This is a genomic window from Stenotrophomonas sp. CASM101 (assembly GCF_049384845.1).
GTDB classification, from domain to species: Bacteria; Pseudomonadota; Gammaproteobacteria; order Xanthomonadales; family Xanthomonadaceae; genus Stenotrophomonas; species Stenotrophomonas hibiscicola.
This window is the reverse complement of record NZ_JBMRFR010000001.1, coordinates 734422-757096: the sequence shown is the minus strand read 5'-3', so window position 1 is coordinate 757096 and position 22675 is coordinate 734422. Positions and strand designations below refer to the sequence as shown.

Annotated in this window: 21 protein-coding genes and 12 tRNA genes; 29 read left to right on the top strand and 4 right to left on the bottom strand. The window is 65.1% G+C overall.

The window, feature by feature from the left end; translation table 11 throughout:
* Window positions 1-70: 70 nt before the first annotated feature.
* The 6 genes from grxC (at window position 71) to VG543_RS03710 (ending at window position 4451) form a co-directional block, all read left to right on the top strand.
* A complete protein-coding gene (grxC, locus tag VG543_RS03735) occupies window positions 71-361 on the top strand; it encodes a glutaredoxin 3 (RefSeq protein ID WP_019659535.1) in 291 nt (96 codons plus the stop codon).
* Entirely contained in the window at window positions 358-750 is a 393-nt protein-coding gene (locus tag VG543_RS03730; protein ID WP_005408260.1) for a carboxymuconolactone decarboxylase family protein, read from the top strand. Before grxC ends, VG543_RS03730 begins: the two co-directional genes overlap by 4 nt.
* Window positions 751-1074: 324 nt before the next feature.
* Complete coding sequence (locus VG543_RS03725; RefSeq protein WP_058980324.1) at window positions 1075-2079, top strand: isocitrate dehydrogenase; 1005 nt, start codon at window positions 1075-1077, stop codon at window positions 2077-2079.
* 133 nt (window positions 2080-2212) lie between these two features.
* Window positions 2213-2623 (top strand): hypothetical protein, encoded by a 411-nt coding sequence (locus VG543_RS03720; protein WP_251103209.1) that lies wholly within the window; start codon window positions 2213-2215, stop codon window positions 2621-2623.
* Between the two features lie 122 nt (window positions 2624-2745).
* Complete coding sequence (locus VG543_RS03715; protein WP_171952406.1) at window positions 2746-3489, top strand: cysteine hydrolase family protein; 744 nt, start codon at window positions 2746-2748, stop codon at window positions 3487-3489.
* 53 nt (window positions 3490-3542) lie between these two features.
* Window positions 3543-4451, top strand: coding sequence for a LysR family transcriptional regulator (locus tag VG543_RS03710; protein WP_019659532.1), 909 nt, complete (start codon window positions 3543-3545; stop codon window positions 4449-4451).
* A 78-nt stretch (window positions 4452-4529) separates the two neighbouring features.
* Here the strand turns inward: VG543_RS03710 and VG543_RS03705 are convergent, their stop codons facing one another.
* Window positions 4530-5288, bottom strand: a complete 759-nt coding sequence (locus VG543_RS03705; RefSeq protein WP_021202979.1) for a Bax inhibitor-1/YccA family protein — start codon at window positions 5286-5288, stop codon at window positions 4530-4532.
* A gap of 181 nt (window positions 5289-5469) precedes the next feature.
* Here VG543_RS03705 and VG543_RS03700 point away from each other — a divergent pair.
* The 18 genes from VG543_RS03700 to VG543_RS03615 all read left to right on the top strand — a co-directional run bounded on the left by VG543_RS03700 (window position 5470) and on the right by VG543_RS03615 (window position 16655).
* Window positions 5470-5546, top strand: a tRNA-Pro gene (locus VG543_RS03700).
* A 39-nt stretch (window positions 5547-5585) separates the two neighbouring features.
* Window positions 5586-5662: transfer RNA gene (locus tag VG543_RS03695), tRNA-Arg, on the top strand.
* 171 nt (window positions 5663-5833) lie between these two features.
* Window positions 5834-5910, top strand: a tRNA-His gene (locus tag VG543_RS03690).
* A 79-nt stretch (window positions 5911-5989) separates the two neighbouring features.
* Window positions 5990-6065 (top strand) — tRNA-Lys (locus tag VG543_RS03685).
* A 196-nt stretch (window positions 6066-6261) separates the two neighbouring features.
* Window positions 6262-6337 (top strand) — tRNA-Lys (locus tag VG543_RS03680).
* 248 nt (window positions 6338-6585) lie between these two features.
* Window positions 6586-6954 carry a hypothetical protein gene (locus tag VG543_RS03675; RefSeq protein ID WP_019659530.1) on the top strand — a complete coding sequence of 123 codons (369 nt, stop codon included), beginning with the start codon at window positions 6586-6588 and terminating at the stop codon, window positions 6952-6954.
* A 134-nt stretch (window positions 6955-7088) separates the two neighbouring features.
* A tRNA-Leu gene (locus tag VG543_RS03670) sits at window positions 7089-7173 on the top strand.
* A 188-nt stretch (window positions 7174-7361) separates the two neighbouring features.
* Entirely contained in the window at window positions 7362-8657 is a 1296-nt protein-coding gene (gene tig / locus VG543_RS03665) for a trigger factor (RefSeq protein ID WP_019659529.1), read from the top strand.
* A 74-nt stretch (window positions 8658-8731) separates the two neighbouring features.
* The gene (gene clpP / locus VG543_RS03660; protein ID WP_019659528.1) at window positions 8732-9358 is read left to right on the top strand and encodes an ATP-dependent Clp endopeptidase proteolytic subunit ClpP; all 627 of its coding nucleotides are present in this window, start codon (window positions 8732-8734) and stop codon (window positions 9356-9358) included.
* Window positions 9359-9484: 126 nt separating this feature from the next.
* Window positions 9485-10774, top strand: coding sequence for an ATP-dependent Clp protease ATP-binding subunit ClpX (gene clpX / locus VG543_RS03655; protein ID WP_049466059.1), 1290 nt, complete (start codon window positions 9485-9487; stop codon window positions 10772-10774).
* A 143-nt stretch (window positions 10775-10917) separates the two neighbouring features.
* Complete coding sequence (gene lon, locus VG543_RS03650; RefSeq protein WP_021202276.1) at window positions 10918-13368, top strand: endopeptidase La; 2451 nt, start codon at window positions 10918-10920, stop codon at window positions 13366-13368.
* A 217-nt stretch (window positions 13369-13585) separates the two neighbouring features.
* A complete protein-coding gene (locus VG543_RS03645) occupies window positions 13586-13858 on the top strand; it encodes an HU family DNA-binding protein (protein WP_005408270.1) in 273 nt (90 codons plus the stop codon).
* Window positions 13859-13869: 11 nt separating this feature from the next.
* A tRNA-Val gene (locus VG543_RS03640) sits at window positions 13870-13944 on the top strand.
* 25 nt (window positions 13945-13969) lie between these two features.
* Window positions 13970-14046: transfer RNA gene (locus VG543_RS03635), tRNA-Asp, on the top strand.
* A gap of 83 nt (window positions 14047-14129) precedes the next feature.
* A tRNA-Asp gene (locus VG543_RS03630) sits at window positions 14130-14206 on the top strand.
* An 87-nt stretch (window positions 14207-14293) separates the two neighbouring features.
* Window positions 14294-14370: transfer RNA gene (locus tag VG543_RS03625), tRNA-Asp, on the top strand.
* Between the two features lie 105 nt (window positions 14371-14475).
* Window positions 14476-14552: transfer RNA gene (locus VG543_RS03620), tRNA-Asp, on the top strand.
* A gap of 147 nt (window positions 14553-14699) precedes the next feature.
* Window positions 14700-16655, top strand: coding sequence for a peptidyl-prolyl cis-trans isomerase (locus VG543_RS03615; protein WP_423177746.1), 1956 nt, complete (start codon window positions 14700-14702; stop codon window positions 16653-16655).
* Between the two features lie 207 nt (window positions 16656-16862).
* Here the strand turns inward: VG543_RS03615 and VG543_RS03610 are convergent, their stop codons facing one another.
* Entirely contained in the window at window positions 16863-18062 is a 1200-nt protein-coding gene (locus VG543_RS03610) for a lytic transglycosylase domain-containing protein (protein WP_019659524.1), read from the bottom strand.
* The gene (gloB, locus tag VG543_RS03605) at window positions 18059-18823 is read right to left on the bottom strand and encodes a hydroxyacylglutathione hydrolase (RefSeq protein WP_021204521.1); all 765 of its coding nucleotides are present in this window, start codon (window positions 18821-18823) and stop codon (window positions 18059-18061) included. The genes VG543_RS03610 and gloB overlap by 4 nt, the downstream gene beginning before the upstream one ends.
* Window positions 18824-18834: 11 nt before the next feature.
* Between gloB and VG543_RS03600 the strand changes: the two genes are divergently transcribed.
* From VG543_RS03600 to dnaQ, 3 genes are read left to right on the top strand one after another with little or no spacing between them, the layout of a single operon-like run.
* Window positions 18835-19479, top strand: a complete 645-nt coding sequence (locus tag VG543_RS03600) for a hypothetical protein (protein ID WP_019659522.1) — start codon at window positions 18835-18837, stop codon at window positions 19477-19479.
* Between the two features lie 13 nt (window positions 19480-19492).
* A complete protein-coding gene (rnhA, locus tag VG543_RS03595) occupies window positions 19493-19945 on the top strand; it encodes a ribonuclease HI (protein ID WP_019659521.1) in 453 nt (150 codons plus the stop codon).
* Window positions 19946-19949: 4 nt separating this feature from the next.
* A complete protein-coding gene (gene dnaQ / locus VG543_RS03590; protein WP_019659520.1) occupies window positions 19950-20681 on the top strand; it encodes a DNA polymerase III subunit epsilon in 732 nt (243 codons plus the stop codon).
* A 110-nt stretch (window positions 20682-20791) separates the two neighbouring features.
* On the opposite strand, the gene VG543_RS03585 is transcribed toward dnaQ, so the two are convergent.
* A complete protein-coding gene (locus VG543_RS03585) occupies window positions 20792-21496 on the bottom strand; it encodes a PP2C family protein-serine/threonine phosphatase (protein WP_423177744.1) in 705 nt (234 codons plus the stop codon).
* 164 nt (window positions 21497-21660) lie between these two features.
* On the opposite strand from VG543_RS03585, the gene VG543_RS03580 reads away from it, so the two are divergent.
* Together VG543_RS03580 and VG543_RS03575 are read left to right on the top strand one after the other, a co-directional pair.
* Window positions 21661-21751: transfer RNA gene (locus VG543_RS03580), tRNA-Ser, on the top strand.
* A 514-nt stretch (window positions 21752-22265) separates the two neighbouring features.
* Entirely contained in the window at window positions 22266-22670 is a 405-nt protein-coding gene (locus VG543_RS03575; RefSeq protein ID WP_019659518.1) for a DUF6165 family protein, read from the top strand.
* Window positions 22671-22675: the final 5 nt, after the last annotated feature.

Below are 22675 nucleotides of genomic sequence, written 5' to 3'. Positions count from 1 at the left end.
GCGGCCGTGGCGTGGAAATTCCAGCGCACCGGTACCATATGTAGACCGTCGATCCATCGTGGAGTTTCCCGTGACAGCCCAGACCGCCGGCGGTGCCCCCGCCATCACCATCTATTCCACCGCCGTCTGCCCGTACTGCGTGGCCGCCAAGAACTTCCTGAAGAGCAAGGGCCAGCAGTGGACCGAGGTCCGCATCGACCTGGACCCGGCCGAGCGGGAGAAGATGGTGGCCAAGACCCGCCGTACCAGCGTGCCGCAGATTTTCGTCGGCGACGTCCATGTCGGCGGCTACGACGACATGATGGCCCTGCACCGTGAAGGCAAGCTCGAGCCGCTGCTGGCCGGGCAGGGTCAGGCATGAGCGCGGCCGACGACGGCAGCAAGGACCGCATCGCCGAGTTCACCGACTTCCGCAAGCGCATGAACGAACGCATCCTGGGCGAACCGAACCAGGTGGTGCGGCGCTTCTTCGCGCTGGACACGCAGACCTACCAGGCCGGCGCGCTGGACGTGAAGACCAAGGAACTGCTGGGCCTGGTGGCTTCGATGGTGCTGCGCTGCGACGACTGCATCAGCTACCACGTGGCCCAGTGCAAGGACGCCGGGGTGACCCGCGAAGAGTTCTTCGAGACCTTCTCGGTCGGCCTGGTGGTCGGCGGTTCCATCGTGATCCCGCACCTGCGCCGCGCGGTCGACTTCCTCGACCAGCTCGAAGGCGGCGCCGCCGCGCCAGCCGCGCACGAGCACTGAGGGGCGTGCTGGCCGCGGGCCGGCATCGCCTGAATCCGGCATGGCCGGGGTTGCCGGCCAGCGGCCGGCACTACCGGACCTGCAAGGGGGCCTTCCCCGCAATCCAACAGTCCAGGAGCCCCCTTGTTGTTCAAGGGGGCGCGCCGACAGGCGCAGGGTTAAGGCGGGATGCGCGGGCAATTCTGCCTGAGCCGGGGACTGGGACCATGGTCTATTTGGGACCTCGGCCCCGGCTCAGGCATAATTGCCGGTGAAACTTCCTTTGCGCCGGCGTTTCCGGGCACGTCCGGACGGCGTTTTTCCCCCTGTTCGGAACATCGATCAATGACGCAGAAAATTACGGTCATCCGCGGCGACGGCATTGGCCCGGAAATCATGGACGCCACCCTGTTCGTGCTCGACCAGCTCAAGACTGGCCTGGAGTACGAAGACGCTGACGCCGGCCTGGTGGCCCTGGAAAAGCACGGCGACCTGATGCCGGCGGTGACCCTGGAATCGATCGCGCGCAACAAGGTCGCGCTGAAGAGCCCGCTGACCACCCCGGTCGGTGGTGGCTTCACCTCGATCAACGTCAGCCTGCGCCGCCATTTCGATCTGTACGCCAACGTGCGTCCGGCCCACACCTTCCCGAACACCAAGTCGCGTTTCGACAACGTCGACCTGATCACCGTTCGTGAGAACACCGAAGGTGCCTACCTGGCCGAAGGCCAGGAAGTGTCTGCCGACGGCGAGACCGCGTTCTCCGGCACCCGCATCACCCGCAAGGGCTCCGAGCGCATCGTGCGCTACGCCTTCGAGCTGGCCAAGAGCACCGGCCGCAAGAAGGTCACCGCCGTGCACAAGGCCAACATCATCAAGTCGACCTCGGGCCTGTTCCTGAACGTCGCCCGTGAAGTGGCCGCGCAGTACCCGGACATCGAATTCCAGGAAATGATCGTCGACAACTGCTGCATGCAGCTGGTGATGCGTCCGGAACAGTTCGACGTGATCGTCACCACCAACCTGTTCGGCGACATCATCTCCGACCTGTGCGCCGGCCTGGTCGGCGGCCTGGGCCTGGCCCCGGGTGCCAACATCGGCAAGGACGCGGCGATCTTCGAAGCCGTGCACGGCACCGCGCCGGACATCGCCGGCCAGGGCAAGGCCAATCCGTGCGCGCTGCTGCTGGCAGCCGCGCAGATGCTGGACCACATTGGCCAGCCGGAAAACGCCGAACGCCTGCGCAAGGCCATCGTGGCGACCATGGAAGCCAAGGATTCGCTGACCGGCGACCTGGGCGGTACCGGTACCACCATGAGCTTTGCCCGGGCCATCGCCAGCCGCCTGTAAGCGGCTGGCATTCCGGCTGGAGATCGCCCTCGGGCGACGTCCAGTCGGGGACGCGGAGCGTTGAAGACGGGCCGTCCTTGTACGGCCCGTCTACGTTTTCAATCGCGGGATTTGACCAACAGGATGTTTCCAGATGCCTGAGGCGGCCGTGTGGGTCGTGGCGGCCGTTGCCGTCTATGCCATCGGCGTGGCGATCTACGCCACCTTCTACTGGCCGTGGTCCCGTGCCCAGCGTGCGCTGCGCCGCTTGAGCAGGCATGGGGTGCCCCTCCGCAGCCTGCGGGAGAGCGAGGCGCGCATCCTGCGGTTGGTCGAATTTCCGGCAGGATTGCCTGTGTATCTGCTCGAAGGCAGCTGTGCGGCATTCGTGATCAGGAGCAGGATCTCTCCGGCCCAGCATGTGCAGACGCTGGCCGGCGTCCCAGTGAAGTATCCGGCGAGCCTTGCACGTGCCGTGCGTATGGGCAGCAATACCGCCGAAGTGGTGCTGGGTCGTGACCACGCGATGATCGTGCGACTCAATGGGGTCAAGCTGGCCTGGTAGAGCTCGACACTACATGAGCCGTCTGTGCAAAAATCGCACAGATCATGTACCGATACGTGGCTGGTTGGTGCGCCATTCGCTCCGCATCCTGTGCCCACTTTCCACTGCACAGGAGTCGCTCCATGAATCTCACCGCCTTCGGCCTGGCCAGCCTGATCGGCATGGCCGCCACCACTCCGGTCGTCGCCGCCGAGCCGGCCCATCCCACCATCCGCCATATGGCGGGCGCGCCGGTCGCGGCCTCGCTGGATGCGGCGAAGACTGCGGTGTTGGTGATCGACTTCCAGAACGAGTACTTCGACGCCAGCGCCGCGCCGGGCTTCGCCGGTGGCCGCATGGTCATTCCCGATGGCGTGGCCGCACTGCGCCAGGCCAAGCGGGTGGTCGCGTTCGCCGATGCCCACGGCATCCGCGTGATCCACGTGCAGCATGTGTTGCCGGCCGGCGCACCGCTGTTCGCGCTGGGCAGCGTCAATGCCGACTTCCATCGCGACCTGCAGCCGCGCAAGGGCGAGACCGTGGTGCAGAAGGACAACGTCAGCGTGTTCGCTGGCAGCTCGGCCGCGGTGCTCGACACGGTGCTGAAGCATGCCGGTATCGACACCCTTATCGTCACCGGCCTGCAGACCCATGCCTGCGTCGCCGGTGCTGCGCGCGACGCAGCGGCCGCACCACGTGGCTACCGGGTGATCGTCTCGTCCGACGCCAGCGCCAGCCGCGACCTGGACCTGGCCGGTGGCCAGCGCATCGGCCATCGCGCGCTGCATGACGCCTCGCTGGCGCAGATCGAAGACGCGTTCGGGGATGTCATGAGTACCGACGCGATCCTGGCGTTGCCGGTGCGCAAGGCTGGCGACGGCGCTTGATAAGCTGGCGGGGCCCGCATGCGGTGGGCACCGCAACGTGGAGCCACTAGCCGATGGATCACTTCGCCGCCCTGCGTGCGCTGCGCGCCATCGTTGACGCGGGCAGTTTCACCGCGGCCGCTGAACGCCTGGGAACCACCCACTCGGCGATGTCACGGCAGTTGCGCCAGCTGGAAGAACATCTGCAGGTTCGCTTGCTCGATCGCAACAGCCGCCGGCTGTCATTGACCGAGGCCGGGCGCGACTACTATCGCGAGGCGGCAACGCTGCTGGACCGCCTTCAGGAGGCGGACGATCGTGCCCGCGCCGGGCAGGCGCAACCCCGTGGCAGGGTGCGGATCAGCGTGCCGCAGGTGGTGGCCAGCCAGGAGCTGCCGCATTGGTTGCCGTCCTTCCTGCAGCGCTACCCGCAGGTCGCGCTGGATCTGTCGGCCGATGATCAGCTCGTCGATGTCGTCGGTGGTGGCTTCGACCTGGCGCTGCGTATTGCAGCCTCGCTACCGGACAGCCAGCTGGTCGCGCGCGAGCTGGCCAGCTGCCCGCGCATCCTGGTCGCCGCACCGGCCTACCTGGCGCGTCATGGCCTGCCGCGTCAGCCGTCGGACCTTGCGCAGCACGCGCTGCTGGGGTTCAGTCCTGCAGCGGCGATGTCGCCCTGGCAGCTGCAGGGGCCGCGCGGCGCCAGCGCGAGCATCGAGGCCGGGCAACGCCTGCGGGTGGATGCAACGCCGGCGCTGTATGCCGCCGCGCTGGCGGGCATGGGCATCAGCCTGTTCACCGCACTGACCGTGCAGGAAGACCTGCGCGCCGGTCGTTTGATCCGTGTGCTGCCCGCCTGGCACGCCGGGCAGCGGCGCTACTTCGCGCTGTATCCGCATGCGCGGGCGCTGGCGCCGAAAGTGCGCGCGCTGGTCGAGCACCTTGCGGCGCACTACGCTGCACAGGTGGGCGCGACTGGCTAGCCGGGAAATGCAGCGATGCGTAACAAAGAGAAAAGGGCGCCCAGAAGGCGCCCTTTGTCGTTTATGGCTCTATCCGGTTCAGCGCTGCTGGATCTTCGACAGCAGGCGCAGGAACTCCACATATAGCCAGACCAGGGTCACCATCAGGCCGAATGCGCCATACCACTCCATATACTTCGGCGCGCGCTGGGCGACACCGGTCTCGATGAAGTCGAAGTCCAGCACCAGATTCAGCGCGGCCACGACCACCACGAACAGGCTGAAGGCGATGCCCAGCCAGCCGGAGTCATGGATCACCGGCACGTTGATGTTGAAGAAGCCCAGCACGAACGAGGCCAGGTAGAGCAGGGCGATGCCGCCAGTGGCCGCGATCACGCCCAGCTTGAAGTTCTCGGTGGCCTTGATCAGGCCGCTGCGGTACGCGAACAGCAGCGCGAACAGGGTGCCGAAGGTCAGCAGCACGGCCTGGAACACGATGCCGGGGAACTTGGCGTTGAACACGGCCGAGATGGCGCCGAGGAACAGGCCTTCCACTAGCGCGTACATCGGCGCGGTGACCGGCGACCATTCCTTCTTGAAGACGGTGATCAGCGCCAGCACGAGGCCGCCGATGGCGCCGCCCATGGCATACAGCTTGGCTCCGGCCATGACCTGGCCGTAGTCATCGATGGTCTGGTTCCAGGCGAAAGCGGCCGTCAGCACGGTCAACAGCAACAGGAAGCCGGTCTTGTTGACGGTGCCGTTGAGGGTCATTGCCTGGTCGGGGCTGGTCACCACCGAGCCGCTGGCGAGGTCGAGGAAGGTCGACTCGGAAAGAGCCGGATTGCCGCTGCGCATGCGTGTTCTCCGTGCGAATGAAAGGTCGGGACGGCCGTCCGGCCGATGTCTGCGAGCATAGCCGATGACCACGCATGGCGCCGTGGCGGTTTCATGGCTGGTCTCGCCTGCGTTGACAGCTCACGATGTGCTTGGCCACAATGAACGACTCCCCGGGCCTGGCCCGAGGGGATTGCAAGACCGGGGTATAGCGCAGTCTGGTAGCGCGCCTGCTTTGGGAGCAGGATGTCGGGGGTTCGAATCCCTCTACCCCGACCAATCCCACGTCACGTCGGATTGGACACCGTTCCGGTTCGGGCGCCCGTAGCTCAACTGGATAGAGCACCGGCCTTCTAAGCCGGCGGTTACAGGTTCGATTCCTGTCGGGCGCGCCATCGGCGAGTAACGGGATCGCATCGGCCGATGTGAAGAAGTGCTTGCAAAAGCGTAAAGACTCCACCAGAATATCGGACTCGCTTCGGCGGACCGGAACTTCGGTGACAGTCTCCAGGCAAAGGTTTCAGGTTCCGTCGCCAGCCGCATCGGCAGGAACAAGCGTTTCAGTGGTGGCTGTAGCTCAGTTGGTTAGAGTACCGGATTGTGATTCCGGTGGTCGGGGGTTCGAATCCCCTCAGCCACCCCACTGTTTCAACCGTGCCGGCGCAGCCGAAACGGTATTGCAATAAGAAGAATGCACGCTACAATGTGCGTCTGAGTTTCACGGGCCGTTAGCTCAGTTGGTAGAGCAGTTGACTCTTAATCAATAGGTCCAAGGTTCGAATCCTTGACGGCCCACCAAGACAGAAGCCACCTGGTACGCTAGGTGGCTTTTTTCTTATAAGTGTGACTCCTTCATTTGGATGGATCACGCGTTGCAGGCCCCGCTCGGCGCGGATCTGCAACGGCAGCGGGATCGCAGTGCTGGTTTCAACGGCGTTGAAAAAAGTGCTTGCACCCACCGAGCGGATCGGGTCATAATTCGCGCCCCGATTTCGGGCTGTTAGCTCAGTTGGTAGAGCAGTTGACTCTTAATCAATAGGTCCAAGGTTCGAATCCTTGACAGCCCACCAGACGAAAGCCACTTGGTTCGCCAAGTGGCTTTTTTCTTGTCTGCGCGCCGGGTTGAGCGTGCGGATGCCTGCACGCCCGGTCGCACGTCATCCATGAATGGCGTGGATCTACTGAAGCGATGCTGAAATCAGGGGCATACGCGTCATCAGTGTTTTCAATGCTGTGCGCTGCTTCTCACCGCGTCGCGTCCTGTATCGCACCCAATGGATCTTCCGCGCCAGTGGCGCATGCACGAAGGAAGATGTTGATGGCTGATATCAATCGATTGCACCGCACGCTGTGGGTTCCCTTCGCGTTGCTGGCACTGGCGGCCTGCACGCCGGCCAACGATCCCGCGCAGACCGTCGAACGCGATGCTGGCACCGAGAGCGCTCCGGCGCGCCCGGTGGGTGAGGCCATGCAGATGCAGCCGGCTCAGCCCGCGGAAGGGGAGGCCCTGCCCGACGCGGTGGACGTGCAGCGCAATGCGGATGGTTCGGTGGACGTGCGCAAGGCCACGCCGGAGTCGGCGGCACTGCGGCGCACCGAAGACGGGGGCGTGGAGATCCGCAAGGTGGATCCTGCGGCCGAGTCGGGGTCCGATACGGCGCCGGCCAAGGCCAGGCCGCAGCAGTGAACCCTGCCACCCCGGATCAGCTTGCGCTCCCCGGGGTGGTCCAACGCGCGCGCCGCGCGATCGCCATGTTCAGTTTTGTGCAGGCCTTCCGATTCCTGCCATCGCCTGCGACAATGAACGCCTGAGCCGGCCACGCGAAAGTGGCGGAATTGGTAGACGCCCTGGATTTAGGTTCCAGTGCCGCAAGGCGTGGGGGTTCGAGTCCCCCCTTTCGCACCAGTGCCGGCCTGTCCCCGCCCTGATCGGGCCATCTGCGCCCCTTGACCGGCACGCGCTGGCAGTGCAGGCCGAATTGGGCGAAACTAAAGGGCTGCGGCAAGCAGGCGCGTCCCAGACGTCGCGTCCTTACAACCGTTTCATCCCAATCATCGAGCCGGGGGCGTGGGCCACCGGTGGCAGGAGTCAACATGCAAGCTTCGATCGAATCCACCGGCAACCTGGAACGCCGCCTGAGCTTCTCGCTGCCGGAAGAGCGTCTGCAGAGCCACATCGCCGGCCGCTTGGGCGAAATCGCCCGTACCACCCGCATCAAGGGGTTCCGTCCGGGCAAGGTGCCGGCCAAGGTGATCGAGCAGCGCTTCGGCGCGCAGGTCCGTGGCGAGGCGCTGGACGGCCTGCTGCGCGAAACCTTCGACGCGGCCGTGCGCGAGCACGACCTGCGCGTCGTCGGCAGCCCGCGCATCGACAAGGGCGACGAGGGTGAATTCTCCTTCGTGGCCACCGTGGAAGTGGTGCCGGACTTCGGCGACATCGACGTCAGCAAGCTGACCGTCGTGCGTCACACCGCCGAGATCACCGAAGCCGACATCGACCAGATGATCGAGAACCTGCAGAACCAGCGTCGTACCTGGGCCCCGGTCAGCCGTGGTGCACAGGAAGGCGACCTGGTCGCGGTGGAAACCTGGTCGCAGGCCGGCGAAGAGCGCCTGCCGGCCGAGGGCACCGAGAAGGGCTCGATCGTTCTCGGCCAGGGCATGATGTTCGACACCATCGAAAAGGGCCTGGTCGGCCTGGCCAAGGGCGAAGAGAAGACCCTGGACGTCGAGTTCCCGGCTGATTGGCGCGTGCCGGTGCTGGCCGGCAAGACCGTGCAGGTCACCGTCAAGGTTGCCGAAGTGTCCGAGCCGGTCGTGCCGGCGGTCGACGAAGCCTTCATCAAGAGCTTCGGCGTGAAGGGTGGCGACGTCGCGCAGTTCCGCAGCGACATCCGCGCCAACCTGGAGCGTGAGCTGAAGGGCGCGCTGATGAACCGCCTGCGCCGTGAAGTCGGCGAGCAGCTGATCGCGGCCTACTCGTCGGTCGAAATGCCGCCGCGCCTGGTCGAGAACGAAGCCCGCGCCATGCTGGCCCAGCAGGTCGAGCAGCTGCGCCGCAACGGCCAGAACGTCGGCGAGATCCCGGCCGATGCCCACGAAGGCTTCAAGGACGCTGCCGCCAAGCGCGTGCTGGTCGGCCTGCTGGTCGGTGAAGTGGCCCGCATCAACGACCTGCGCCTGGAAGCCAAGCGCCTGAACGAAACGATGCGTCTGATCGCTTCGACCTACGAAGAGCCGGAGCAGGTCATTGAGATGTACCGCAACGACCCCCAGCTGATGTCTGGCCTGCAGAACCGTGTGATGGAAGAGCAGGTGATCGACTGGATCGCCGAGCGTGCCCAGCACACCGAAGAGAAGCTCTCGTTCCAGGACGCGATCCGCCAGTAAGCCGGCGGATCACCGGATGCCCCGCGCCTTTGCCGGCGCGGGGTTGTTGCCCCCCAAGATAGGTACCTCACGTAATGGACAACCGAACCAAAGCCCTGAACCTGGTTCCGATGGTGGTCGAGCAGACCAGCCGCGGCGAGCGTGCCTACGACATCTATTCGCGCCTGTTGAAGGAGCGTCTGATCTTCCTCGTGGGCCCGATCGACGATCACATGGCCAACGTGGTGGTGGCGCAGTTGCTGTTCCTGGAATCGGAAAACCCGGAAAAGGACATCAACATCTACATCAACTCGCCGGGTGGCGTGGTCACCGCCGGCATGGCGATCTACGACACCATGCAGTACATCAAGCCGAATGTGAGCACCACCTGCATCGGCCAGGCCGCCTCCATGGGCGCCCTGCTGCTGGCCGCGGGCGAAGCCGGCAAGCGCTACGCGCTGCCGAACTCGCGCGTGATGATCCACCAGCCGCTGGGTGGCTACCAGGGGCAGGCCACCGACATCGACATCCATGCGCGAGAGATCCTGACCCTGCGTTCGCGCCTGAACGAGATCCTGGCCAAGCACACCGGCCAGTCGCTGGAGACGATCGCCCGCGACACCGAGCGCGACAACTTCAAGAGCGCCTTCGAGGCGCAGGCCTACGGTCTGGTCGACCAGGTCCTGGAGCGTCGTCCGGATGAGTCGATCCAGGCCGGTTGACCGGCCTTCACGGGGCCATGGAGGCCCCGTTCCTGCAGGGTCGGGCGGGACTGGTGTCCCCTCGGCCCTGTGCTATTCTCGAATCGAACCCCCGTTCAGCGGGTGGGGTAACTGGGTAAGCGAAGCATGAGCGAAGACCGCCAAGGTCGTTCCACGGACACCGGCAAGATCCTCTACTGCTCTTTCTGCGGCAAGAGCCAGCATGAAGTGCGCAAGCTGATTGCGGGTCCGAGCGTATTCATCTGCGATGAGTGCGTGGAGCTGTGCAACGACATCATCCGTGAGGAGCTTGAGGAGAAGGCGCAGTCGGCACGCAGTTCGCTGCCCAAGCCGCGCGAGATCCTCGAGGTCCTCGACCAGTACGTGATCGGCCAGAACCGCGCCAAGCGCACCCTGGCCGTGGCCGTCTACAACCACTACAAGCGCATCGAGAGCCGGCAGAAGAACGACGACGTCGAACTGGCGAAGTCGAACATCCTGCTGGTCGGCCCGACCGGTTCGGGCAAGACGCTGCTGGCCGAAACCCTGGCCCGCCTGCTCAACGTGCCGTTCACCATGGCCGACGCCACCACGCTGACCGAAGCCGGTTACGTGGGCGAGGATGTGGAGAACATCATCCAGAAGCTGCTGCAGAAGTGCGACTACGATGTCGAGAAGGCGCAGCAGGGCATCGTCTACATCGATGAAATCGACAAGATCTCGCGCAAGAGCGAGAACCCGTCGATCACCCGCGATGTATCCGGCGAAGGCGTGCAGCAGGCCCTGCTGAAGCTGATCGAAGGCACCGTGGCCAGCGTCCCGCCGCAGGGCGGCCGCAAGCATCCGCAGCAGGAATTCCTGCAGGTGGACACCAAGAACATCCTGTTCATCTGCGGCGGCGCGTTCGCCGGGCTGGACAAGGTCATCCAGGCCCGTTCCACCGACATCGGCAGCATCGGCTTCGGTGCCAAGGTGAAGAGCAGCGAGCGCAAGCAGGAAGTGGGCAAGGTGCTGGCTGAGGTCGAGCCGGAAGACCTGATCAAGTTCGGCCTGATTCCCGAGTTCGTCGGCCGCCTGCCGGTGGTCGCGACCCTGGAGGAGCTGGACGAGCCGGCCCTGATCAAGATCCTGACCGAGCCGAAGAACGCCATCACCAAGCAGTTCAAGAAGCTGTTCGAGATGGAGAATGTCGAGCTGGAGTTCCGTCCGGACGCGTTGTCGGCCATCGCCAGGAAGGCGCTCAAGCGCAAGACCGGCGCCCGTGGCCTGCGCACCATCGTCGAATCGGTCCTGCTGGACACCATGTATGACCTGCCGTCGCAGGAGAACGTCAGCAAGGTGGTGGTGGACGAATCGGTGATCGAGCACAAGTCCGAGCCGTACCTGATCTACCAGACCCCGGCGGCCCCTGAACAGAAGGCCGCAGGCGCCGAGTGATCCTTCCAGGTTGTTGATTGGAAAGGATTTTAAAGGAATGCCTTGCATCTGAAAGCCGATGGCCCCATAACGGGGCCATCGGCTTTTTTTGTCTCCGGAAGATGCCCTCCCGGAGGCGGTTTTCCCCCTTCCCTGGAGCCCCCATGGCCCGTTCCCCAAGTGAAACCCTCGACCTGCCGGTCCTGCCGCTGCGCGACGTAGTGGTGTTCCCGCACATGGTCATCCCGCTGTTCGTCGGCCGTGACAAGTCCATGCACGCGCTCGAACAGGCAATGGAGGCGGACAAGCGCATCCTGCTGCTGGCGCAGAAGTCGGCCGAAACCGACGACCCGCATGCGGCCGACCTCTACCAGGTCGGCACGCTGGCGCAGGTGCTGCAACTGCTGAAGCTGCCCGACGGCACCATCAAGGTGCTGGTCGAAGGCCTGTCGCGCGTGCAGGTCACCCACGTCGACGAGCGCAACGGCTCGCTGCACGGCCAGGCGGTGGAGATCGAGGCCACTGACGAGCGCGAAGCGCGCGAGGTCGAGGCCATCGCCCGCTCGCTGATGTCGCTGTTCGAGCAGTACGTGAAGACCAACCGCAAGCTGCCGCCGGAGCTGCTGCAGACGCTGTCGGGCATTGATGAGCCGGCGCGCCTGGCCGACACCATCGCTGCGCACATCAGCGTGCGCCTGGCCGACAAGCAGCGCCTGCTGGAAACGCTGGCCGTCGGTGACCGCCTGGAGATGCTGGTCGGCCTGGTCGACGGCGAGATCGACGTGCAGCAGATGGAGAAGCGCATCCGCGGCCGCGTGAAGTCGCAGATGGAGAAGAGCCAGCGCGAGTACTACCTCAACGAACAGATGAAGGCCATCCAGAAGGAACTGGGTGACCTGGACGACGCGCCGGGCGAGCTGGAAGAACTGGCCCGCAAGATTGCCGAGGCCGGCATGCCTAAGGCGGTTGAAGCCAAGGCGCGCAATGAACTGAACAAGCTCAAGCAGATGTCGCCGATGTCGGCTGAAGCCGCCGTCGTGCGCAACTACCTGGAGTGGCTGCTGGGCGTGCCGTGGAAGAAGCGCAGCAAGGTGCGCAAGGACCTGAAGGTGGCGCAGGACACCCTCGATGCCGATCACTACGGCCTGGAGAAGGTCAAGGAGCGCATCCTTGAATACCTGGCGGTGCAGTCGCGCGTGAAGCAGATGAAGGGCCCCATCCTGTGCCTGGTCGGGCCGCCAGGCGTGGGCAAGACCTCGCTGGGCCAGTCCATCGCCAAGGCCACCAACCGCAAGTTCGTGCGCATGTCGCTGGGCGGCGTGCGTGACGAGGCCGAGATCCGTGGCCACCGCCGTACCTACGTCGGTTCGATGCCCGGCCGCATCGTGCAGAACCTCAACAAGGTTGGCAGCAAGAACCCGCTGTTCGTGCTGGACGAGATCGACAAGATGTCGATGGACTTCCGTGGCGATCCGTCGTCGGCGCTGCTGGAGGTGCTCGACCCGGAGCAGAACAACGCGTTCAACGACCACTACCTGGAAGTGGACCTGGACCTGTCCGAAGTGATGTTCGTGGCCACCTCGAACTCGCTCAACATTCCCGGCCCGCTGCTGGACCGCATGGAAGTGATCCGCATCCCCGGCTACACCGAGGACGAGAAGCTCAACATCGCCACCCGTTACCTGGTGCCCAAGCAGGTCAAGGCCAACGGCCTGCAGCCGGAAGAACTGGAGATCGGCAGTGACGCCATCCAGGACATCGTGCGCTACTACACGCGCGAATCGGGCGTGCGCAACCTGGAACGCGAGATCGCCAAGATCTGCCGCAAGGTGGTGAAGGAGATCGCGCTGGCCGGCCCGCAGCCGGTGAAGGCGAAGAAGGGCGCGAAGAAGCCCAAGGCGCTGGTCAATGTGTCCAGCAAGAACCTGGACAAGTACCTGGGCGTGCGTCGCTTCGACTTCGGCCGTGCCGAGGAAGAGAATGAGATCGGCCTGGTCACCGGCCTGGCCTGGACCGAGGTCGGTGGCGATCTGCTGCAGATCGAATCGACACTGGTGCCGGGCAAGGGCCAGCTGATCCTGACCGGCCAGCTCGGCAACGTGATGAAGGAATCGGCGTCGGCCGCGCTGTCGGTGGTGCGTTCGCGCGCCGTGGGCTTCGGCATCGACAGCGACTTCCTGCAGAAGCACGACGTGCACCTGCACGTGCCCGATGGCGCTACGCCGAAGGACGGCCCGAGTGCCGGCGCGGCGATGGTCACCTCGCTGGTATCGATGCTGACCAAGGTGCCGGTGCGTGCCGACGTGGCGATGACCGGTGAGATCACCCTGCGTGGCCGTGTCACCGCCATCGGCGGCTTGAAGGAAAAGCTGCTGGCCGCATTGCGGGGCGGCATCCGCACGGTCATCATTCCGGAAGAGAACCGCAAGGACCTTGCAGACATTCCGGCAAACGTTACCCGCGATCTGCAGATCGTGCCGGTGAAGTACATCGAGGAAGTGCTGGACCTGGCGTTGGAGCGCCCGTTGGCACCGAAGAAGGCACGCAAGAGTGCGCAGCGTGTCACGGTGCGCAGCAAGGCCAAACCGAGTGGAAGTGCGCGCGTCAAGCATTGACGCGCACCGTCCAATGGCCCGAAACCCGCGTCGTTGCTGGCTTTCCAGCTTGCGTGGGGGTAGGGCCACTGGTATAAAAGCAGCACTCGCGAATGAGTGATCGCTGTCAGCGATGACTGAATCGGCGAACCGTTTCCACATGGCGGCCGCATGCAGAAGGCGTGCGGTTGCTTCCCTGTCGAATAAGCGGAACCCACCGCCAAAGGAGTTGTAGAGAATGAACAAGACCGAATTGATCGATGCCGTTGCTGAAGCTGCGGACCTGACCAAGGCCGAGTCCAGCCGCGCTGTCGATGCCGTCGTTGCTGCCATCACCAAGGCGCTGAAGGACGGCGATGCGGTCACCCTGGTTGGCTTCGGTACCTTCCAGGTCCGCGACCGTGCTGCCCGCACCGGCCGCAACCCGAAGACCGGCGACACCATCAAGATCGCTGCTTCGAAGAATCCGTCGTTCAAGGCTGGCAAGGCTCTGAAGGATGCTGTAAACTAAGCGGCTCGCTGGGGTGCTTAGCTCAGCGGTAGAGCGTCTCCTTTACACGGAGAGGGTCGGGGGTTCGAAACCCTCAGCACCCACCACAGCACCGCGGTAACGTTTGAGTGTGGAGCGGTAGTTCAGCTGGTTAGAATGCTGGCCTGTCACGCCGGAGGTCGCGGGTTCGAGTCCCGTCCGCTCCGCCATTCAACGAGGCCTCCGGCCAAAAGCTGGAGGCTTTGTTTTCTCCCAGGTCCAGGCCGATGGGAAAACAAAAAAGCAACAATGCGGAGCGGTAGTTCAGCTGGTTAGAATGCTGGCCTGTCACGCCGGAGGTCGCGGGTTCGAGTCCCGTCCGCTCCGCCACTACATCAAGGCCCCCGGCCTAAAGCTGGGGGCCTTGTCTTCTCCCCGGAAGGTTCGGGAAGAAGGCGAATAGGTTCTTGCAAGAACGGAGCGGTAGTTCAGCTGGTTAGAATGCTGGCCTGTCACGCCGGAGGTCGCGGGTTCGAGTCCCGTCCGCTCCGCCATTGCAAAGTCTTAAATCCCTGTGAAAAAACTTTGAAAAAAGTGTTCATCGGGCTGGGTTTCCAGGGAGTCTTCGGATATACTGGGCGCCTGCAAAGTTTCAGCGCGGAGCGGTAGTTCAGCTGGTTAGAATGCTGGCCTGTCACGCCGGAGGTCGCGGGTTCGAGTCCCGTCCGCTCCGCCAACTCTAAAAGCCCTCGGCGCAAGCCGGGGGCTTTTTCTTTAGCCCGTCGCAAAGTGATGCGCAGGCCGCGCCGCCGCTGCTTTTGGTCCCTGCGGCGAAGCGGGTTACACTGCCCGGCTCGCCAATCAGGCCTTGTGATTCCTCACCATGCTGCAGAAACTCCGCGACAAGACCTCAGGCTGGATCGTCACCGTGATCCTGGGGCTGCTGATGATTCCGTTCCTGTTCGTGATCGACAACAGCTACCTCGGTGGCGTTGGCGCTCAGAACGTGGCCAAGGTTTCCGCCCCGCCGACCTGGTGGCGTTCGGCACCGTCGTGGTGGCCGGTGCGCATGCTGTGGCAGCACCATGAGATCAGCGCGCAGGATTTCCGCACCCGTTTCGAGCAGGAGCGCATGCGTGAGCGCCAGCAGCAGGGCGAGAACTTCGACCCGCGCGCTTTCGAGAGCACCGAAAACAAGCTGGCCGTGCTCGACCAGCTGATCGATGAGCAGGTCGTGCGCCTGGTCGGTGAACAAGCCGGCGTTGTCATTGGCGATGGTGCGGTGCGCGAGTACATCGCCACCATCCCGGCCTTCCTCGATTCGAACGGCAAGTTCAACGAAAACAACTATCGCCTGGCCCTGGCCGGTGGCAATCCGCCGCGTACCCCGACCCAGTTCCAGGAACTGGTGCGCGAGAGCCTGCAGCAGTCGGTGATCCCGTCGGGCCTGCAGAATTCGGGCTTTGTCACCCAGGCCGAAACCGAGCGCCTGCTGAAGCTGCTGGGTGAAACCCGCGACGTCGAACTGGCCGCGCTGCCGGAAGTACCGGCTGACACCGCGCCGGTGACTGACGCGCAGATCAAGCAGTGGTACGACAGCCACGGCAAGGATTTCCGCCAGGCCGAGAGCGTCTCGCTGGAATACGTCGAGATCAACGGTGCGAACCTGCCGGCACCGACTCCGGCCGATGAAGCGACCCTGCGCAAGCGCTATGAAGACGAGAAGGCGAAGTTCACCTCGCCGGAGCAGCGCCAGGCCTCGCACATCCTGATCACCGGTGACGGCGCCGAAGCCAAGGCGAACAAGATCGCTGCCGAAGCCAAGGCGGCCGGTGCCGACTTCGCTGCGCTGGCCAAGGCCAATTCGGAAGATCCGGGCTCCAAGGACCAGGGCGGTGACCTGGGCTGGGTCGAGCGCGGTGCGATGGTCAAGCCGTTCGAAGACGCACTGTTCGCTGCCAAGGCCGGTGACGTGATCGGCCCGGTCAAGACCGACTTCGGCTACCACATCATCAAGGTCGCCGCGGTGCGTGGCGGCGAAGGCAAGTCGTTCGAGGAAGTACGTGACACACTGGCCGCCGAGCAGCTGAAGGCCGACGGCGAACGCGGCTTCAACGAGCTGGCCGGTCGTCTGGTGGATGCCATCAACAAGAGCCCGAGCGATCTGGCCGCTGCGGCCAAGGAAGTCAACCTGCCGCTGCAGACCCTCGGGCCGATCACCCGCGCAACCGCCAGTGGCATCGCCGCTGACCCGGCCGTGCTGCGTGCCGCCTTCTCTGAAGTGCTGGTGCAGGACGGCACTGCCAGCGACCCGATTGCGCTGGGCGGCGCGACCAACCACAGTGTGGTCATCCGAGTGGCCGCCCATACCCCGGAACAGGCCCTGCCGCTGGACAAGGCCCGCGAGCAGGTGATCGCCGCGATCCGCGCTGACCGCCAGCGCCAGGCCAGCGACAAGGCCGCCGACGCCGTGCTGGCCAAGCTGAAGGCGGGCGCCACCCTGCAGTCGCTGGCCGCAAGCGAGAAGCTGCAGCTGAGCCCGATGCCGGGCCTGCCGCGCAGCCAGCCGGTGCCGACCCCGGAAATCAACCGCGCCATCTTCAGCGCGCCTGTGCCGGCCGAAGGCAAGCCGAGCTACGGCAAGGTCGACGTCAACGGTCACGCGCTGCTGTTTGCAGTGAACAAGGTCAACCCGGGCGACATCAAGGAAGTGACCGCCGAGCAGCAGAAGCAGCTGAAGGAACAGCTGAGCCAGATCGATGGCATGGCCGCAGCCAAGGCCTACGTGGATGCGATGCGCAAGAAGTTCATGATCCAGACCACCGAAGCGAACCTGTAAGCCTCGCGGCGAGCAGATCGAAGAAGGCCCGGCATTGCCGGGCCTTTTTTGTCTTCGCGTCGTTTGTGTCGCGCTTGCGCTTTGGCAGTGGTCGAGCTTGCTCGACCGCCTTTTGTAGAGTCGAGCCGTGCTCGACTGCATCTGCTGCGCGCAGGCATGAAAAAGCCGAGCATGGGCTCGGCTCTACAGGAGGGCCTGGCTGGCGCGTCAGTCCTCGACGCGCAGCACCGCGCCCGGCTTCAGCACGCTGCTGCCACTCAGGCCGTTCAGTGACAGCAGCGCCTTCACCGGCATGCCATAGCGACGGGCGATGGTCCATGCCGACTCGCCATCGCGCACGGTGTGGCGGCGGCTGCGCGGGCGATCGGCAATCGCGGCGACGGTCTTGGCCGCCTGCGGCGTCGGTGTGGTCGTGGCAGCCGGTGCGGTGCTGGCCACCAGCGTGGTCGCGGTTTCCGTCACCGTCGCATTGGCGGCCGAGACCGGGGCCAGCACCCGGGTGGTTCCCGAGGCACGGTTGCCGGCGGCCAGGGCCGGGTTGAGGCGGGCGATCCTGGCAGGGTCCAGGGCGCGTTGTGCGGCCCACTGCTGGATGCTGGTGCCGGCCGGCAGGGTGTGGTCCTTCAGCACTGGCACGGTGCGGTCCAGCGAGGCCATCACGCCGGGCTGGTCTTCCACGTCCTCCAGCACGCAGGCCAGGGCATGCAGCTTCTCGACATAGGCATGGGTGACCGGTGACAGGCCGGGCAGCGCCGATGGCTTGGCGTTCTGCGCGTTCATGCCGGCCTTGCGCATGGACTGCAGGACCCGGTACTCGCCGGCGTTGTAGGCCATGGTGGCCAGGCGCCAGTCGCCGCCGAACATGCCGTGCAGGGTCTTCAGGTAACGTACCGCGGCCTGGGTGGAATCGACCGCCGACAGGCGGCCGTCGTAGCCGTTGGACATGGGCACCCGATGGTTGCGCGCGGTGGTGGCGATGAACTGCCACAGGCCCGTCGGACCGCTGCCATTGCGTGCATTGGGCCGATAGCCACTTTCCACGAACGGAATCAGTGCGAATTCGGTGGGCAGGTTGGCCTTGCGCAGCTCTTCGACCACGTAGCCGAACAGCACCAGCGCATCGTCATCCTGGTTGGCCAGGCGTGAGGGAGCATGGGCGAACTGCTTCTGCCAGCGCGGGCTGGTGGCCTCGGCATCGCAGCTGGGCTCGGCCAGGCCGTCGCGGAAGCTTGTGAAGATCTCCTGGCCGTTGCGTACCGAAGCGGCCGGCAGCGCCGATGGATCCAGCGGCAGCGCAGCGGCAGCGGTCAGGTTCTGGCTGATGCCTGCGCCCAGCGACTGTGCGCCTGCGGTTCCTGCCAGCCCCAGCGCAAGGCCCAGGGCCAGCGGCAGACTTCGGCGCATCATGCGCGGAAGCCGTCTTTCCAGTGCCGGAGACCGGCCATCACGTCGACGTCGTCCACGACGTCACGGCCCAGGTGCGCCGCCACCGACGCACGGATCGGCGCCGCGTGCACACGCAGGAAGGGATTGCAGTCGAATTCGCTGGCCAGGGTTACCGGCAGGGTGGAACGGTCATCGCGGCGCATGGCCAAAGCCTCCTCTTGGCGCTGCCACAGGGCAGCGTTGGCGGGGTCGACATGCCGCGCGAAGACGGCATTTGACACGGTGTACTCATGAGCGCAACAAAGCAGCAGTTGCGCGGGCAGGGCACCCAGCTTGCGCATCGACGCCAGCAGCTGGGACGGCGTACCTTCGAACAGGCGTCCACAGCCCAGGCTGAACAACGAATCTCCGCTGAAAAGATGTTCAGCAGTGTGAAACGCGATGTGGCTGCGGGTATGCCCGGGCACGGATAGTACGTGGAACGTCCGGCCCAGTGCCTGAACGCGTTCACCTTCACCGACGCGGTGGGTCGCAGTGGGAATGCGCTCCTCGACCGGCGCGATCACCCGGACGCCGGGAAAACGCGCCTGCAGCGCGGGCACGCCACCGATGTGGTCATCGTGATGATGGGTGAGCAGGATCGTGTCCACGCGCAGGCCCTGATCGGCCACCGCAAGCACCGGCGCGGCATCGCCGGGATCGATGACCACGGCGGCGCCATCGTCGTCGATCAACGTCCAGATGTAGTTGTCCGCAAATGCGGGCAGGGCAGTCAGTCGCATAGAATTGGACCATGCCCGCGCTGCAGAGCACCCGTCAAGCGAGCCAGACCCCGTGGTTCGACAGTGAACCGGCGGAATCCCTGCGCGTGCTGGAGCGGCAATTACTGCTGCCGCAGCTGTCAGTGCTGCCGGCACAACCCTGGTTGTGGATCGCGCCAAGCGCGTGCTGGCTTGATGATGCGCAGCTCGGCGGGCGTGGCCTGCGCCTGTTCCGGCAGGGGCAGGGCTATGCCGGTGATACCCGCTGCGCACTGCCGCTGCCGCTGGCCAACGAGAGTGTCAACGCGATCGTGCTGCAGCATGTGACCACCGGCGATGCCGACCAGCTGCTGGATGAGTGCGAGCGCGTGCTGATGCCGGGCGGCCACCTGTGGCTGAGCAGCCTCAACCCGTTCAGCCCCTACCGTACACATTGGCGCCAGCACGGACTGGTGGTGCGCACGCCGCAGCGGATTCGCCTGCTGCTCGGCCGCCACGGGCTGGAGTGCGACGATATGCGTTACATCGGCCCCCTCTGGCGCGGTGCCGGCAGCCGTCGCCCGGGCGGGTGGGCGCCACTGCGCGCGGCCTGCCTGTTCCATGCTGAAAAGCGCACGCTGGCCCTGCCCGGGCCGACACCGCTGCCGGTGCGCTGGCACGGCACCGTAGCCACCTGATTCTGGAGTTGTATTGAAAACCATCGAAATCCACACCGACGGTTCCTGCCTTGGCAATCCCGGCCCCGGCGGCTGGGCTGCACTGCTGCGCTACAAGGGCCATGAGCGTGAACTGAGCGGCGGCGAAGCGCACACCACCAACAACCGGATGGAGCTGATGGCCGCCATTTCCGGGTTGGAGACGCTGACCGAGCCGTGCAACATCGTGCTCTACACCGATTCGCAGTACGTGCGGCAGGGGCTGACCCAGTGGATGCCGGGCTGGATCCGCAAGAACTGGAAGACCGCCGGCGGTGAGCCGGTGAAGAACCGCGAGCTGTGGGAGCGCCTGCATGCGGCCACGCTGCGGCACCAGATCGACTGGCGCTGGGTGAAGGGCCACTCCGGCGATCCGGACAATGAGCGGGTGGATACCCTGGCCCGCAACGCGGCCATCCAGATCCGCGACGCCAGCCCGGTAAACTGAGCCCATGCGTCAGATCATCCTCGATACCGAAACCACCGGCCTGGAGTGGAAGAAGGGCAACCGCATCGTCGAAATCGGCTGCGTGGAGCTGTTCAAGCGCCGCCCGACCGGCAACAACTACCACCAGTACATCAAGCCGGACTGCGAGTTCGAACAGGGCGCGCAGGAAGTCACCGGCCTGACCCTGGAGTTTCTGGCTGACAAGCCGGACTTCGCGCAGATCGCCGATGAATTCCTTGCCTTCATCGATGGCGCCGAGCTGATCATCCACAACGCGGCGTTCGACCTGGGCTTCCTCGACAACGAACTGTCGTTGCTGGGCCCGCAGTACGGGAAGATCACCGATCGCTGCACGGTGATCGATACCCTGGTGATGGCGCGCGAGCGCTTCCCGGGCCAGCGCAATTCGCTGGATGCGCTTTGCAAGCGGCTGGGCGTGGACAATTCGCACCGTGCGCTGCATGGCGGCCTGCTCGATGCGCAGATCCTGGGTGACGTCTACATCGCGCTGACCTCGGGGCAGGAAGAGATCGGATTCGGCCTGGGGGATGACGATGGCGGTGGCGCCGGTGCGGCGCTGCAGGCCTTCGATACCAGCAAGCTGCTGCCGCGCCCGCGCGTAGTGGCCACGCCGTCGGAGCTGGAAGCGCATGCCGCGCGGCTGGAGCGGTTGCGCAAGAAGGCCGGCCACGCGCTGTGGGATGGCCCGAAGGTGGAAGAACCCGTCAGCGCGTAATACATCGAGGTAGTGCCGGCCGCTGGCCGGCATCTACGTGATACGGGGTTTCCCGGTGAGCCGGCCAGCGGCCGGCATTACCGCATCCACGCGTGGCGTGGATCTACCGGTCAATGGCAGCGCACCAGGATCACGCTGATGTTGTCGCGGCCACCGCCGTCGAGTGCGGCTGCGACCAGCGTGTCCACGCATTCCTGCGCGCTGGCATCTTCGTAGGCGAGGGTGTGGGCGATACTGCGGTCGTCCACCTCCTCGGTCAGGCCGTCACTGCACAGCAGCAGCTGCATTCCCGGGCGCAGTTCACCGCTGGTGGTGGCCACGTTCAGGTGTGCCGGATCGGTCACGCCCAGCGCCTGGGTAACCACGTTGCGATGCGGATGCGCACGCGCCTGTTCGGCGGTCAGGTTTCCCTGCGCGACCAGTTCCTGCACCACGCTGTGGTCCTGGCTGAGCTGTGCCAGCTGTCCATCGCGCCACAGGTAGGCGCGGCTGTCGCCGACCCAGGCCACTTCATAGCGGTTGCCCTGCACGCGCGCGGCGACCACGGTGGTGCCCATCGGCAGGCTGTCATTGCGACGGCGTGAGGTGCGGATGATCTCTTCGTCGGCGGTGCGGATGGCCTGGGCCAATGGCGCGCCACGGCGTATCTCGCGCACGATGGTTTCGCGTGCCAGCGCGCTGGCCACTTCACCGCAGGCGTGCCCGCCCATGCCATCGGCCACCAGCCACAGGGCCAGCTCGCTGTCACCGTAGTAGGTGTCCTCGTTGAGCTCGCGGCGCATGCCGGGGTGGGTGAGGTGTCCGAATTCGATCATGGGGGCTGGGGCAGGGTGTTGCTGGGGAGACAGGCATCATCGGGTGGCCGCACGCATCCGGCAAGGCATGCGCCCAGGAAATTTCCACTTCATGGGCCGGAATGACTTGTCGTCGGCCTCACTTCCTCGTATGATGCGCGTCCCCGGTCCGCCGGGGACCACCCGGAGAGGTGGCAGAGTGGTTGAATGTACCTGACTCGAAATCAGGCAGGCGTTTATAGCGCCTCGGGGGTTCGAATCCCCCCCTCTCCGCCAGATAAAGAAAAAGGGCTGCCGAAAGGCAGCCCTTTTTCTTTATCTGGCGCGGGACGCGACGCGCTCTGCGCGTCGCCCCAAACGTTGCTGCGCAACGTATGGGCCCCTCCCTTTGCCGGCCTCTCCCCGCCCCTGTCGGGGCAGCCCCTCAACAGAGGGGCTTGGTCCTCCAGATGGATCACGGGAGATCCGCGCGGTGCGTGGATGCGCGGCGGGCATCCCGCCGTAGTGACCCTGTACTGATCTGGCGCGGGACGCGACGCGCTCTGCGCGTCGCCCCACACGTTGCTGCGCAACGCGTGGGCCCCTCCCTTTGCCGGCCTCTCCCCGCCCCTGTCGGGGCAGCCCCTCAACAGAGGGGCTGGTTCCTCCAGATGCATCACGGGAGATCCGCGCGGTGCGTGGGTGCTGTTCCTGCTGGCAGGCTCATCCACGCATGGCGTGGATCTACCCGGGATATCCGTGCGGACGCTGCGGGTTAACATGTACGCATCACCTGCTGGAGCTTTTCCCGATGACCGCTGAAATCCTCGTCCCCGTTTCCTTCGGCGAGCTGCTGGACAAGATCTCGATCCTGCAGATCAAGTCCGAGCGCATCAGCGACGAGGGCAAGCTGGCCAATGTGCGCAAGGAGCTGTCGGCGCTGGAGCAGACCTGGATGGCACACCCGGCCGCGGTGAAGGACATCGCCAAGCTGCGTGCCGAGCTGAAGGCGGTCAACGAGCAGCTGTGGGACATCGAGGACGACATCCGCCTGAAGGAGAAGGTGCAGGCGTTCGACCAGGGCTTCATCGACCTGGCGCGCAGTGTCTACCTGCGCAACGACGAGCGCGCGCGCATCAAGAAGGCGATCAACCTGGCGCTGGGCTCGGCGTACGTGGAAGAGAAGTCCTACCAGGATTACGCGCAGCGCACGTAAACCCG